This is a genomic window from Psychrobacter sp. NZS113 (genome assembly GCF_015864825.1).
Taxonomy (GTDB): domain Bacteria; phylum Pseudomonadota; class Gammaproteobacteria; order Pseudomonadales; family Moraxellaceae; genus Psychrobacter.
In genome coordinates this window covers 82504-97045 of the sequence record NZ_JADYWL010000010.1, presented here as the reverse complement: position 1 = coordinate 97045, position 14542 = coordinate 82504, and the positions used below count along the sequence as shown (strand labels likewise).

At 41.0% G+C, this 14542-nt stretch carries 12 protein-coding genes and 1 rRNA gene; 9 read left to right on the top strand and 4 right to left on the bottom strand.

Annotation, left to right across the window (positions count from 1 at the left end):
• From rrf to I6E61_RS13475, 7 genes are all read left to right on the top strand, one after another.
• Positions 1 to 110, top strand: a 5S ribosomal RNA gene (rrf, locus tag I6E61_RS13505); the annotation flags it as partial.
• A gap of 532 nt (positions 111 to 642) precedes the next feature.
• Entirely contained in the window at positions 643 to 1701 is a 1059-nt protein-coding gene (locus tag I6E61_RS13500) for a TRAP transporter substrate-binding protein (protein ID WP_197135221.1), read from the top strand.
• 17 nt (positions 1702 to 1718) lie between these two features.
• Positions 1719 to 2246 (top strand): TRAP transporter small permease, encoded by a 528-nt coding sequence (locus I6E61_RS13495; RefSeq protein WP_197135220.1) that lies wholly within the window; start codon positions 1719 to 1721, stop codon positions 2244 to 2246.
• Positions 2243 to 3532: a TRAP transporter large permease gene (locus I6E61_RS13490; RefSeq protein ID WP_197135219.1), complete on the top strand. Its 1290-nt coding sequence runs from the start codon at positions 2243 to 2245 to the stop codon at positions 3530 to 3532. The genes I6E61_RS13495 and I6E61_RS13490 overlap by 4 nt, the downstream gene beginning before the upstream one ends.
• Positions 3533 to 3676: 144 nt before the next feature.
• Positions 3677 to 3895, top strand: coding sequence for a dodecin family protein (locus I6E61_RS13485; RefSeq protein ID WP_057761866.1), 219 nt, complete (start codon positions 3677 to 3679; stop codon positions 3893 to 3895).
• A gap of 165 nt (positions 3896 to 4060) precedes the next feature.
• Positions 4061 to 5113 carry a 5'-nucleotidase gene (locus I6E61_RS13480; protein WP_197135218.1) on the top strand — a complete coding sequence of 351 codons (1053 nt, stop codon included), beginning with the start codon at positions 4061 to 4063 and terminating at the stop codon, positions 5111 to 5113.
• A 40-nt stretch (positions 5114 to 5153) separates the two neighbouring features.
• Complete coding sequence (locus tag I6E61_RS13475; RefSeq protein WP_197135217.1) at positions 5154 to 5753, top strand: rhomboid family intramembrane serine protease; 600 nt, start codon at positions 5154 to 5156, stop codon at positions 5751 to 5753.
• Positions 5754 to 5889: 136 nt separating this feature from the next.
• Here the strand turns inward: I6E61_RS13475 and I6E61_RS13470 are convergent, their stop codons facing one another.
• From I6E61_RS13470 to I6E61_RS13460, 3 genes are all read right to left on the bottom strand, one after another.
• Positions 5890 to 6438, bottom strand: a complete 549-nt coding sequence (locus I6E61_RS13470) for a hypothetical protein (RefSeq protein WP_197135216.1) — start codon at positions 6436 to 6438, stop codon at positions 5890 to 5892.
• 161 nt (positions 6439 to 6599) lie between these two features.
• Positions 6600 to 8468: a sodium:solute symporter family protein gene (locus tag I6E61_RS13465; protein WP_197135215.1), complete on the bottom strand. Its 1869-nt coding sequence runs from the start codon at positions 8466 to 8468 to the stop codon at positions 6600 to 6602.
• A 4-nt stretch (positions 8469 to 8472) separates the two neighbouring features.
• The gene (locus I6E61_RS13460; RefSeq protein ID WP_197135214.1) at positions 8473 to 8733 is read right to left on the bottom strand and encodes a DUF4212 domain-containing protein; all 261 of its coding nucleotides are present in this window, start codon (positions 8731 to 8733) and stop codon (positions 8473 to 8475) included.
• An 884-nt stretch (positions 8734 to 9617) separates the two neighbouring features.
• On the opposite strand from I6E61_RS13460, the gene I6E61_RS13455 reads away from it, so the two are divergent.
• On the top strand, positions 9618 to 11114 hold the full coding sequence (locus I6E61_RS13455; RefSeq protein WP_197135213.1) for a sodium:alanine symporter family protein: 1497 nt from the start codon (positions 9618 to 9620) through the stop codon (positions 11112 to 11114).
• Between the two features lie 222 nt (positions 11115 to 11336).
• Here the strand turns inward: I6E61_RS13455 and I6E61_RS13450 are convergent, their stop codons facing one another.
• Positions 11337 to 12974, bottom strand: coding sequence for an electron transfer flavoprotein-ubiquinone oxidoreductase (locus tag I6E61_RS13450; RefSeq protein ID WP_197135229.1), 1638 nt, complete (start codon positions 12972 to 12974; stop codon positions 11337 to 11339).
• Between the two features lie 655 nt (positions 12975 to 13629).
• Between I6E61_RS13450 and I6E61_RS13445 the strand changes: the two genes are divergently transcribed.
• Positions 13630 to 14364: a DUF1285 domain-containing protein gene (locus I6E61_RS13445; RefSeq protein ID WP_197135212.1), complete on the top strand. Its 735-nt coding sequence runs from the start codon at positions 13630 to 13632 to the stop codon at positions 14362 to 14364.
• The last annotated feature ends 178 nt before the right edge of the window (positions 14365 to 14542 follow it).

Here is a 14542-nt window from a genome sequence, read left to right as displayed (position 1 = left end):
CGACAATAGCGCGATGGCACCACCTGATCCCTTCCCGAACTCAGAAGTGAAACATCGTAGCGCCAATGGTAGTGTGGGTCCGCCCATGTGAGAGTAGGTCATCGTCAGCTCTCTATTCTAGATAAACCCCCTTTCGCTAACGCGAAAGGGGGTTTTCTTTTGCCTGGGGTTTGAGGGAATAGGCTGTTTTCCTGTTTTTAATGACTAAATGAGGCTAGATGCTTGGTTTGAACCTAATATATTTAATGGTCATACTAGGGAGTGTCATCAATATCAATAAATACTCATATAAATCTAATAAAAACTGCCAAATTTTGCTAAACAACTGAGGAATATTTCAATATTATTTGTACTATTTTCCCTTTCTAACTACAATTTATTTGATTTTTATCATGGAGATACGTTTTATTTTTAGGATTTTTAGTTCAGATAAGTATATGTATCATTATTGAATATATTACTGGTACTAATATCCTAAAATGATTTGACTTATATCATTATAGCTGCTAATTTTAATTGGTATTTTTATTACAGATTTGTAAAAATAACGTTTTAACTTTGTAGATAACTCGTTATTTTTTAATTTGAAGTAATGAATATAAGCTTTACTCCTACTCTTATAATTATCAAAAGGAATTGATAATGAAGTTAGCTCCTCTTTTTTCAATTGGTGCCTTAGCGGCTGCCAGTCTTTTAGGTTGTTCTAACCAATCTGCTGATACAACTGATGGCTCATCAGCAAACTCTCAAGAAACGACGGTCTTACGCTTCTCACATTTCTGGCCAGCAACCTCATCTATTAGCACAGAGGTCTTTGAACCTTGGGCTAAAAAAATAGAGGCAGATTCTGACGGGCGTCTAAAAATAGAATTGTATCCTTCCGCCGGTCTTGCTAAAGCAGATGTTACTTATGAATCTGCAGCAAAAGGCACGATAGATATTGGCTCACAAGCACATGGCTATACTAACGGTCGTTTCCCATTAACTCAAATTACTGAGCTTCCTGGTTTGTCCAATTCAGCAAGTCAAATGGGCTGTATGCTACAGACCCTTTATGACGATGGTACGCTTGCTAGTGAGTACGAAGATACTCATTTACTGTTTATGTACGGTGGAGGGCCTGGCGCGCTTCATACAACAGACAAGTTAATTCGAACGCCTGCAGACATGAAGGGTATGCGTATCCGCCGTCCTTCTGCAGTAGCAGGCGACATTATAGAAAGTGCTGGCGCTTCACCAGTAGGTTTACCTGCGAACGATATGTATACCTCTCTACAGCGCGGTGTCGTTGATGGTTTGAGTTTCCCTTGGGAAGCGGTAACGGCATTCAAGATTGACGAGATTACTAAATATCATACTAATATTCCTTTTTATAGTTCGGCGCTGATGGTGACTATGAATAAGGACAAGTACGACAATTTGCCTGATGACTTGAAGAAAGTCTTGGATGAAAACTCAGGAATGGCGCTTGCTAGTAAAGTTGGTGAAGTATTCGATAAGCACGATCAGATGGCCATTCAAGCTGCTAAAGACAAAGGTGATGAAATCATCGAAATTCCTGATCCACTAAATGATCCAGACTGGAAAGGACCGCTCGAAAAAGGAACGCAAAAATATCTAAGTGATGTCAAAGCTTTGGGGCTAGATGCCGATGGTATCTACGAAAAAGCAAAAGCCGCCAGTGCAGCCTGTAAGGTCTAATTCATTGGAGGTATCACATGGCATTTTTAGTAAAAATCAGCACCTTTATTTCTAGGCTATGCCAGTTCATCGGTGGCATTAGTCTTATCATTCTTGTTCTTGTAACTATGTTGGATGTGACAGCTCGTTATGTTTTTAAGCTCACTGGTGGTGAGTTTGGATTTACGGTCAAAGGTAGCGTGGAAATTGTGTCTTATTTCATGCTATTTGCTTTACTTGCTGCCTTTGCTGCTTTTGTGGAACGCTCACAAATCATTGTCGATGTCTTCACTCAAAAAATGTCAAAAGCTGTTAAAGGCTACATGATGGGCACTTTTATGATGGGTTTCTTCATCATCGGTATTGTGTTCACATGGGGACTTTATGAGAGTGCTTTTGATGCGATAGAGTATGGCAAAGTCACTCAAGATCTTCGAATATCTATGATGCCCATTTACGCTATCAGTGCCTTTTTAAGCATACTACTTGCCATTCGATCATTAATCGAATCCATTAATATCTTTAAAACAGGCGAGTTCTTTGACGCTGAGGAGACAGGGGCATGAGTCCAGAAATTATTGGCGCCATTGGTTTGTTGTGCATGATTGCGATGGTCATGCTGCGTGTTCCTGTTGCGCTCGCTATGTTAGGTGTTGGTTTGGTTGGCTTCGGTGCGGTGACAGCACCGATTGGTGCAGTGCAAATGCTTAAGGATTTACCGGTCGATGTTTTAGCAAAATATGATTTTAGTGCCATTCCTTTATTCATACTTATGGGTGTCTTTGCTTCTCATTCGGGTATGGCAGGAAAGCTGTTTGATGCGACTCGCACGATATTTGGTGGCGTGAGGGGTAGTCTAGGTATTGCTGGTATTGGCTCGTCCGGTATCTTTGCTTCAATCTCAGGGTCATCATTGGCGACTGCATCTACCATGACCAAGGTTGCATTGCCACAAATGGAAAAGTACGGTTATCAACCTGGTTTTGCTTGTGGTATTTTAGCAGCAGGTGGCACACTAGGTATCATGATTCCACCCAGCATTGCGTTACTGGTCTATGCAATCTTAACTCAGCAGTCTGTCGGTGATATGTTTATTGCTGGCTTTTTACCTGGTATGTTAGGGATGGTTATGTACTCAATCACTGTCATGGTTATGGTACGCTGGAAGCCGCATTTAGCGCGTCGCGGTGAGCCTACTTCGTTAAAAGCCAAGTTGCTATCGTTAACGGGACTCATACCATTTAGCTTTATTTTCATTGTGATTATCGCTGGTATTTTCTTTGGGTTATTTACCCCAACAGAAGGAGCAGCAGTCGGTGCGTTTGTTTCTTGGGCTTATGCTTTTGTCAAAGGTATGCGTCTAGATGGTTTAAAGCAGTCCCTGATTGAGACGCTCGCATTGTCAGCAGTGGTATTTTTTATGCTACTGGGTGCAGAAGCTTTGGGTTACTTTATTTCCGTCTCACGCTTGTCCTATACACTAGCAACTTGGATTGGTACGTTAGATGTCAGCCCAATGATCGTACTGATCTGTATCTTAATCATGTACTTCCTCTTAGGGTTGTTCATGGATGCTTTAGCAATGTTAGTAATCACTATTCCAGTGGTATATCCAATCATTGTGGCATTAGGGTTTGATCCAGTGTGGTTTGGTATTATCGCTGTATTGACAGTAGAGCTGGGACTTATTACACCACCGATGGGGATGAACATCTTTGTGATTAAAGCAATGGCACCACATATTAAGCTATCTGATATGTTCCGCGGAGTCGCGCCATTCATTGTCTCTGATCTGATTCGGCTGGTTATTTTAGTCGCTTTTCCAGCGATATCCTTAGTATTGTTAAGCTAACTCACACATAAAATAACATAGACGCACTGTTATAGATTATGTATAACGATAGAATAATTATAAGACAGAGTTTTACAGTAGTACTTTTACGATAATCCTGTCTTACAATAATTATTTTAAAATCATATGGATGCGAGAAATATTATGACTATTGCTAAAAATATTGAGATCAGCAGTACTTCTGAAACCAGTTTTGAAGATGCTATTCAACAAGGTATCGCGAGAATCTCTAAGACGGTTAAAAATGTTGAAGGTGCTTGGATAAAAGAACAAAAAGTGGGCGTCACTGATGGAAAAATTAGTAAGTATCATGTCATTATGATTGTAAGCTTTGTTATTGATGACGGTACTGACATCAGCTAAATGTTGATCAAAAATTAAAGAAAAGACTGCGATAGCAGTCTTTTTTTTGTCATAACAAATATATATTAACGTTTTTTCATTACTATGAGTAGCTACACGGCTAACCTATACATGTAGTAAAATAAATTCTATAACTTCCAATACTTATCATAGAAGCACACATTTATGGCTGTCGATTTTAGTAATACGCTCATTGTCGCAATTTCTGCAACCGCGCTTTTTGATTTAACTGAATCAGAAAATTATTTATTAGAATTATTAGAGCAGCGACCGACAAGTGCTATCAAAGAGTTTCGTGACTACATGACAGAGCGTGAAAATGATCCTTTAAATATTGGTGCTGGCTATCCACTAATTAAAGCATTGCTGAGTCTCAATCATTATTGTAATAACGACCAAATTCAAGATATAGAGACCGATGCTCCTTTAGTTGAAGTGGTCATTGTCTCAAAAAGCAGCCCAGACACTGGTATTCAGGTGCTCAATGCCATTCTTGCAGATGGTATTAATATTTCACGTTCAGCATTTATTTCAGGTAGCCCCGTTGCTCCTTATATCAAAGATTTCAATGTTGATTTATTTCTGACCACCAATCGTGATGATGCGCAGCAAGTTGCCGATGCCAATATTTGTGCTTGCGCAATCCTTGATGCGACACCTGTTAATACTTATGAGTTGGATACCGATCAATTACGTATTGCCTTCGATGGCGATGCAGTGCTGTTTGATGATTCAGGAGAATTGCTCTATAAACAAAAAGGCCTGCGTGCTTTTCATGATCGTGAAGTGCAAATGCGCGACTTACCTATTGAAAAAGGGCCTTATGCTGAGCTGTTAATCAAGTTATCGAGCCTGCAAGAGCGTCTGCCAGCTGGTCTGAAACTGTCTCCAATAAAAATTGCCTTAGTCACTGCTCGTAATGCACCTGCTGACCTGCGTGCTATTAAAACTCTGAGAAAGTGGGGTGTAAACGTCGATATGGCGTTCTTCTTAGGAGGGTTGGAAAAGACTGCAGTCTTGAGAACGTTTGCACCACATATCTTTTTTGATGATTCAATCAAGCATATTGATGCGGCACGTAGCTTCATTCCTACTGCGCTAGTTCCTTATCATTCGACATCCCTATTACATGGTGATAGCTACTTAACGGCTGATAAAGATGCTGCATTATTGTCATTCAAACCAGTAGAGCACCCACTATTTGCTGTAAACCCATAAGAAATGCTTGAAGAAATTAACTCAAAGGATAAAAAACAATATGAACTGGCAGCAATTATCTACCTTGTTCGTAGCTCGAATCAAGCAAGTTTTTGGTTTATATGCTTTTGTACTAATACCCATGTGGGGAATGTTTTTTCTGAATGAAGTGGCATTATTTGGACTGTGGAATATTTTTGGTATTGTGCCACGTGCCTTAGATGTGGGTAGCATGATAGGCGTTTTTGCTTCATGGACGATGCATGGTAATTATTCACATTTAATTGGCAACACGGTAACGTTATTACAAATTTTATTTTTATTCGGATTGTTTGAAAAAAACGCCTATCGAACCATACTTAAATTGATAGTGGCTTCTGGGTTAGTTACTTGGGTTATCGGTTCGCCATCCTCCATCCATATTGGTGCATCAGGGTTATGCTTTGCGATGCTCGGTTACATGATAGGAGGGGCTGTATTCGCACGGCGTTGGGGTTATTTGATTGCTTGCATCGTTATGGGGGCGGGGTATTGGCTCACTATCAAAGAGGGCTTGATGCCGCAAGAAGGTATTTCCTTTGCCGCGCATTTCGGTGGTTTGTGTGCAGGGCTATTGCTAGGTGCCAACTCTAAACATACTTATGCGGCAACGTCTCGTTAGTATCATCAATAAAAAAAGTGAATAAATAAGGCGGTATCTTAGATTTTTATTCATCTAAAATACCGCCTTATCCTCATACGTCTTTTTGAAAAATTTAATGCTAATGGATTTTCTGTCTTAACTGTCTTTTAATTCGTTAGCTTTGTTTATCAGTGCAAATTTTGATAAATAGGGGATCATCTGTGGCTAAATCTCGCCATGCAGTCGTTTGCTTTACATGCTCGTCAATTGATAGTGTATTGCCTTTTTCAGGTATAACGTAATCTGCACGCGCAGGAACACTACAATCGATAACTTGAGGGACTTTCTCTATACTTCTTCGTCTTTCAAATAAATACAAATTGAATAAGTGTATATCTGGGTTGTCTACTTGCACACTAGCATTTCCGATATCGGCAGCGATAAAACGTAATATTTGCGGCTTAGCGTAAGACCATGGGCGGAACCACTCCGAGCTTTCTGCTGTTTTGACGACTTCGACGCCTTCAGGTAGCTTTTCGACTTGTTGGCCATACCAGCTGTACTCCTGGTTTATCTGAAATGCAAACATACCAATAGCAGCAAATAAGGGAATCAGCCATTTAGGGGCACGTTTGCCTGCCAGTTTGCTGAGGTGAGTTATGATAAGTGCTAATCCAGCCATACCAAATGCGGCAGCGATGGTAGCGATAAACTCAAAAAGCATAAAATATTCCTTAATGCGTTAGATATGTTTAATTGAACCTATTAGATAAAGTGAAAATCTAAAATTTAGTTATTATAGCGATAGGATAAAAAAATCACCCACAAGCAATTACTGCCTGTGAGTGATATATAGTAACAGAAGATATATCCTCAGTTGTGAGCTTAGTGGTCGACTGCACCGCCAGCGCCACGTGGAGAACGTACGCTCTCAACCAGCTCTTGAATATGTGCTGGTGGTGGCGCAGTAGCATAAGATACAGCGAATGCTACGATGAAGTTAAGCAATGCACCAACCGCACCAAATGATAACGGTGAGATACCAAATAACCAGTACTCTTCAGTATCAGGGAAGTTGGCAGTACCACTGATGAAGAACCAACCTTTGAACATAAAGATATAGACAAGAACGACTGTTAAACCAGTCAACATACCTGCAATAGCGCCAAGATTGTTGATGCGTTTAGAGAAAATACCCATCATCAATACAGGGAACAATGAAGAGGCAGCAATACCGAAGGCCAGTGCTACGACCTGTGCGGCAAACCCTGGCGGATTCATCCCTAAGTAAGTCGCTATTACAATCGCCACACCCATAGTGATACGAGCATACTTCAACTCTTGTGCATCGGTAATATTTGGGTTTAAGTTACCTTTAATTAAATCATGACTAATGGCTGATGAAATTGCGAGCAGTAGGCCGGCAGCTGTTGATAGTGCTGCTGCCAAACCACCTGCAGCGATAAGACCAATAACCCATGGTGGAAGCTGTGCAATCTCTGGATTCGCCAGAACTAAGATATCAGCGTTAACATCAAGCTCGTTACCTGCCCATCCAGCGTCAGCAAAACGACCATCAAGCTCTGCATCATGTGCAATACGAGCAGTTTCTACTGCTGCAGTTGCTGCAGCAACATCGCCACCGTCAGCTTGAGCAGTATTAAGGGCGATCTGAGCGGCACCAAGTCCACTGTCGCTATATAACTGGATACGACCATCATTATTTAGATCGTTATATTTAATAAGACCTGTCTCTTCCCAAGTTTTCATCCAATCAGGACGTTCACTATTAAGAATAGGTTGATTCTCAACACCTTGTGGATAGATAGTATCTACTAAGTTTAAGCGCGCCATAGCACCTACTGCTGGAGCTGTGAAGTACAATAGTGAGATAAATACTAACGTCCAACCAGCAGTCCAACGAGCATCAGCCACTTTAGGTACAGTGAAAAAGCGAATAATAACGTGTGGTAGACCTGCTGTACCAATCATGAGCGTCAAGGTAAATAGCACCATGTTTAGCTTGTTAGGCACATCAGCAGTATATGAAGCAAAACCTAAGTCAGTCACAATTTGGTTAAGCTTAGTCAAAATAGGGACACCTGATTCGACATGGTTTGAGAACAAACCAAGACCTGGGATCGGGTTACCAGTTAATTCGAGTGAAATAAAGACAGCAGGAATAGTATAGGCAATCATCAGAACCACATACTGTGCAACCTGCGTATAGGTAATCCCTTTCATACCACCAAGTACGGCATAGAAAAAGACAACAATAGCAGCGATAATAAGACCAGTACTACTCTCAACTTCTAAGAAGCGCGAGAATGCAACACCAGCACCGGTCATCTGACCGATAACGTAAGTGGTCGATGCGGTAATCAAACAGACCACAGCAATCATAGCAGCCGTTTTTGAGTAAAAGCGATCGCCGATAAAGTCAGGAACCGTGAACTTACCGAACTTACGTAAATAAGGTGCTAAAAGCATCGCTAGTAGAACGTAACCACCAGTCCAACCCATCAAATAGGTAGAAGCGCCATAACCACTAGCAGCAATCAGACCTGCCATTGAGATAAATGACGCCGCACTCATCCAGTCAGCAGCGGTTGCCATACCGTTAACGACCGGATGGACACCACCACCAGCAACATAAAATTCACTGGTTGAACCAGCACGAGCCCAAATCGCGATACCGAAGTACAGTGCGAATGATAGACCCACAAAAATAAGATTAATTACAAATTGACTCATGGGGCTATTCCTCGTCTACGCCATATTGTTTATCTAATTTATTCATACGCCAAGCGTAAAAGAAAATTAGGATGATAAAAATACCAATAGATCCTTGCTGAGCAAACCAAAAGCCCAGATCAGTACCACCGATTTTGATACCAGCTAACAATGGACGAAACAAGATACCAAAGCCGTACGAGCATAGCGCCCAAATGACAAGGCAGCCTTGAATGAGACGAATATTGGCCTTCCAATATCCAGATGAATCGCTGTGGTTCTCCATAGGACAACTCCTTTTGTCTTACCTAAAATGTTATTGTCGGTCTCATTTTACTAAATCGTGATGGCTTCACATTTATCGATTACCGCGATATTATATCTATGGCAAAATTTGCTTGATAGACTGCGAATCCCAAATGATTTAATAGTGTTACTAAAAAGTACCAACAACGTGAGAAAGGTTTTGGCTATTTTTTATCACTCAAATGGTCATAAAAAATAGATACGTACTGTGTCAAACAGTGGGAAACGCAATACGTAACAGCATATTTTTACTGAAAGCTGATTGCCAAAAGTGATAAACGAATGCTTCAGTATTGCATTGGTCACTTTTATCAAAAATGTTGTATAGGAATAATAGGACTTATCGAGGAAGAGAAAGGGGGTAGGACAATCCACTGTCTTTTTTGCAATCTTGTCTTCCTGACAAGGGCCTGAACATTTTTAATGTTCCAAAAATTCATATCGATCAATAAATATTACATCAACATAAATGTCTAAAATGCATTTTGCCTATACTAAATAGAAGTAATGGCAATAATTGAGTGTGCATTTCAGCTATCTGTATAGCATCTAATACTATTATATATCCTGTTAACGGTTAAAATCGCAGGAAAATACGACAATAGTTAATAAGTGCTGTTAAATTGTTACTCAATACATTCTATATTATATCAAGTGTAAGTAACATTTATTTAATAAATATATTATCAGAATTAATAACCAAATGTGATAATTGTTAATCACTCAATACTATATCATGCACATGATATTTTGGTATCGAATATTTTGAACAAGATTTCTAAAGTCTTGCATCAGTCAAAATATGATATCGATACAACTCTTAGAGAAAATCTATAAAGTATTAATCGTTAATGAGGAGTCCGTATGAATGACGGAATAGCAGGTTGGTTTAATAGCATCGTAAACTATGGTGTCAGTATTATTTGGGGTAACAATGATTGGCTGATTGCCAGTAACCCTTGGTATGGATTGTTAGTGTTCGTACTGATTGGCGCAGGTCTTTACTTTACCATTATTACACGCTTTATTCAGTTTCGTCATTTTGGCCATATGTGGAAGCTATTACGCGTTTCTAATCAAGGGCGTAAAGATGGCGGTATTAGCTCGTTTGAAGCATTGATGACATCATTAGCAGCTCGTGTCGGCACAGGTAACTTGGCAGGGGTAGCCATTGCTATTTATCTTGGTGGTCCAGGCGCTGTGTTTTGGATGTGGATGACCGCAATCGTCGGTATGTCGACGAGCTTCATCGAATCAACGTTGGCTCAAGCATACAAAGTACCGCACAATGACAATGTCTATCGTGGTGGACCGGCTTACTATATCGAAAAAGGTCTGGGTAAGCGTTGGTTGGCGATATTTTTCTCATTATGTTTGCTTGTTGCTTTCGGCTTGGCGTTCAACGGCGTACAGTCAAATACCATCGCACAGGCAACGCATGAAGCCTTTGGTATTCCAACGTGGATGACAGGCTTGATACTAGTAGTCTTAGTAGCGCCAGTCGTATTCGGTGGCTTGCGTTCGGTTGCTCGTATTGCGGGTAAAATCGTACCAGTCATGGCTATTTTATATGTGTTATTGGCTTTATATATTATCGTTACCAACTTTAGCCAGTTCCCAGCAGCGATTGCTTTGATTGTAAAATCAGCATTTGGTTTTGAGCAAGCAGCAGGTGGTGTGATTGGTTATGGTATTGCTCAGGCAATGATCAATGGTATCAAACGTGGCTTATTCTCTAACGAAGCAGGTATGGGTTCAGCGCCTAATGCTGCGGCAACTGCAAAAAGCCATCCTGATCATCCCGCAGTGCAAGGGTTTATGCAAATGCTGGGTGTATTCATGGATACGCTCATTATTTGTACAGCAACAGCGTCGATTATCATATTGTCTGGTGTGGTCGATCCGAATGTTGAGCAAGAAGGTATTCAGTTGACACAGCTAGCATTATCACAGTATGTGGGTGACCTAGGCGTGATATTCGTTGCGATTGCTATTTTCTTCTTTTCGTTCACTTCTATCATTGCTAACTATAGCTATGGTGAGTCGAACCTTGAGTTTATCTCTGGTGCCAAAAACGCCAAGGTAATGATAATGGTTTTCCGATTTATGGTATTGGGCATGGTATTCATTGGTGCCGTTGCTAGCTTACCTGCTATTTGGAATTTCGCCGATTTATCAATGGGTCTGATGGCATTGGTCAACTTGGTGGCTATTGTCATGCTATCTCCAGTTGCGCTTAGAATTTTACGTGATTATGAACGTCAAATAAAAGAGGGTAAAACAGGGGATCAAATCAAGTTTAACCCTGATGATTTCGTGAAGCTGAAAGATGAAGCCAATCGTGATGCCTGGACAGATTAATTTCGATGATTAAATGAAATCTGTCAGTACAAAAAACCGCCCTTTCTATATGAGAAAGGGCGGTTTTTTATTGAACTGCTATAACGCTATAGTCGATTCAATTTAAAAGTAGTACAAGGCAACCGAGTGTAGATGTATATGTAATACTTCAAGCGAGGTTAACGCTGTAATACTTTTATAGTGGAATGACTATATAGGAGCAATAACTGCGTCAATCATCGATTACATATTTGGATAGTTAGGGCCACCGCCACCTTCGGGCGTTACCCAAGTGATGTTTTGCGAAGGATCTTTGATATCGCACGTTTTACAATGTACACAGTTTTGTGCATTGATAACAAACTTAGCACCTTCAGCATTTTTAACCACTTCATAGACACCGGCTGGGCAGTATAAACGCGCAGGCTCTGCATATAAAGGTAAGTTGATTGAGACAGGAACCGTTGGATCGGTCAGTTTCAAATGCGTCGGCTGATCTTCAGCATGGTTGGTATTAGAAATAAATACCGATGACAATTTATCAAAGACCAGTTTGCCATCAGGCTTGAGATAAGTTGGCTGATAAGCCTGACTAGCACGCTCTAGCTGATCGTAATCTGGTAGGTTGTCATGTAAGGTAAATGGCATTTTACCTTTTAATAGATTGTGCTCAATAAAGGTGAACGCACCGCCCATAAACAGACCCATGCGATGTATCGCAGGCGAGAAGTTACGTGACTCATAGTTGTCTTGATACAACCATGACTCTTTATACATGGTTGTATAAGCAACGACTTCGTCATGCTGACGATCAGCTTGTAAGGCTTCAAAGATAGCTTCAGCAGCCAACATACCGGACTTCATCGAAGTATGAGTACCCTTGATTTTGGCAGGGTTCAAGAAGCCAGCATCATCACCGACCAAAACACCACCTGGGAAGGTAAATTTCGGTAGTGAGTTAAGACCACCTTTGGTCAATGCACGTGCGCCGTAAGAAATACGTTTGCCGCCTTCTAGGACGTTTTTAATGACAGGGTGCGTCTTTAAGCGTTGCATCTCATCAAATGGCGACATATATGGGTTGTGGTAAGACAAGTCAGCGACAAGACCAAAACTGACTTGGTTGTTTTCATCAAAGTACAACCACCAGCCACCAGTAGAACCAGTTTCGGTCAATGGCCAGCCAAGACCGTGCATGACTACGCCTTGCTCATGCTTTTCAGGCACGACGTCCCACAGCTCTTTCAATCCAAGACCATAATGCTGAGGATCTGAATCTTTATCAAGATCAAAACGGCTGATCAAGCGTTTACCTAGGTGACCGCGGCTACCTTCAGCAAAGATAGTATATTTGGCAAGCAGCTCGTAACCAGGCTCAAAGCTTGGCTTAGCTTCGCCATCAGCAGCTACACCCATATCACCCGTTAAGACACCGCGTACAGAGCCATCGTCATTATATAAGATGTCATCGGCAGGAAAGCCTGGGAACATCATGACTTCTAGCTCTTCTGCTTGTACAGCCAACCAACGAACCACATTACCCAAGGAGACAATATAGTTACCGTCATTGTGCATCGGCCCTGGAATTAGAGAGTCAGGCACTTTAGTAGAGCGTGTGGCTGAGTTTAGATAATAAAAGCGATCTTCGGTCGCTGGCACGTTAAGCGGTGCGCCTTTTTCTTTCCAGTCTGGAATTAGCTCGTTCAAAGCACGTGGTTCGATGACGGCACCAGATAAGGTGTGCGCGCCAAATTCAGAGCCTTTTTCGACCACACATACCATAAACTCATCATTACCAGCTGCAATAGCAAGTTGGCGGAGACGAATAGCAGCAGAGAGACCAGCAGGTCCGCCACCAACGATGATGACATCGAACTCCATTGATTCACGTTCGATTTCAGGCTCTGCCGCCACAGGTTCTACGACTGGCTCTGGTGCTTTTTCGATAATAACTTCTTCAGCAAGTTGCTCTTCCACTGCGACTTCTCCGATTGGCACTTCTTCGACTGCCACTTCTTGTGTTGCAACTTCTGGCTCTGCTTTGTTCAGATTTGCTGTTTCTGGCTTATCAGTGTTCACAGTATTACCGTCGATGACTGCTTCTTGATTGTTTGGCTCTTGCATACCTACTCCTAAACTTTTAGTGGCTTATCTCAGGGCATCATTAGCTTAACAATTGAATAATAGAGTTGCGGCGCTAACGTTACTCAGACATATGGCTGCCCGATAAAAACTGTCTTTGCGGCATCAATTGATCACGCTGCTATTGAGATCAATTTACTTAAAGATATCAACACATAACGTAAAATGTGTCATTGACACAATAGCCACTTGATCGTTTTTATAAAAATAAAAAATCGTTACTCATTATAAAAGAAAAGTCCTATAAACACGATACGCATTTATGAGTATAGGTGTTAAGGTAATATCGAGCTAATGAGTGGTTTATGATGACATGGTCTCATCATACCCGAAACTAAAATTTATAGTAATAATAGATTTGCCAAACTTTGAATACTAGGTAAAGGATTATACAATGAATAACGATAATAATAGTGCTGCTAGTAATCGTAAAAATGGTGCTGAAGTCAATAACGACGTGTCACCTGACCTAAATAATATGGATGCGCTTAGCCTTTATTTAAAGTCTACTGCAGGGTCACGTAAGAGTCGCGCGATACCACCACTAGAGAACTGGCATCCTGAAAATGTGGCCGATATGGATTTGGTCATAAAGGCAAATGGCGAGTGGTGGCATGAAGGTGGGGAAATGACTAGAGAGTCATTAGTCAGCTTGTTTGCGACTATATTATGGAAAGAAGAAAACGAGGGCCTCATCGAGTACTTTTTGAAGACACCTGTGCAAAAAATCCGCATTCAAGTTGAAGATGCGCCACTGCTCATCAATGATGTCGGTATCGTCAATGAGGACAATAAAAGTTGGTTAGAGTTCACGACCACAACAGGCGATGTGGTGCGTTTAGATGATGAGCATCAAATCACATTAAAGGCGTATAATGCTAAAGATCGAAATATAACTGACCATACAACGTCTGATGTAGAGGTGGATGCTGATAGTTATCAGGGAAAAATATCCGAAACGCAAATACGTCCTTATATGCCTGTTAGGAACGGTTTGACAGCACTGATCGGTCGCAATACCTTTTATCATTTGACAGAAATTGGCGAGTTGAAAGAGCAAGATGGTGAGGTGATATTGACCTTACAAAGTGGTGGCAACTCCTATCAACTATCGATGCCAGCCGATTAACATTGCTGGTGAATTACGCTACACTTAATAGATAGAATGATTTTTACTCACTAAAAGATAGATAGCGGTATGATATAGGCGATTCAATTTAAAAGTAGTACAAAGCAACCGAGTGTAGATGTTTAATACTTCAAGCGAGGTTAACGCCGTAATACTTTTAAGATGAAATGACTATATT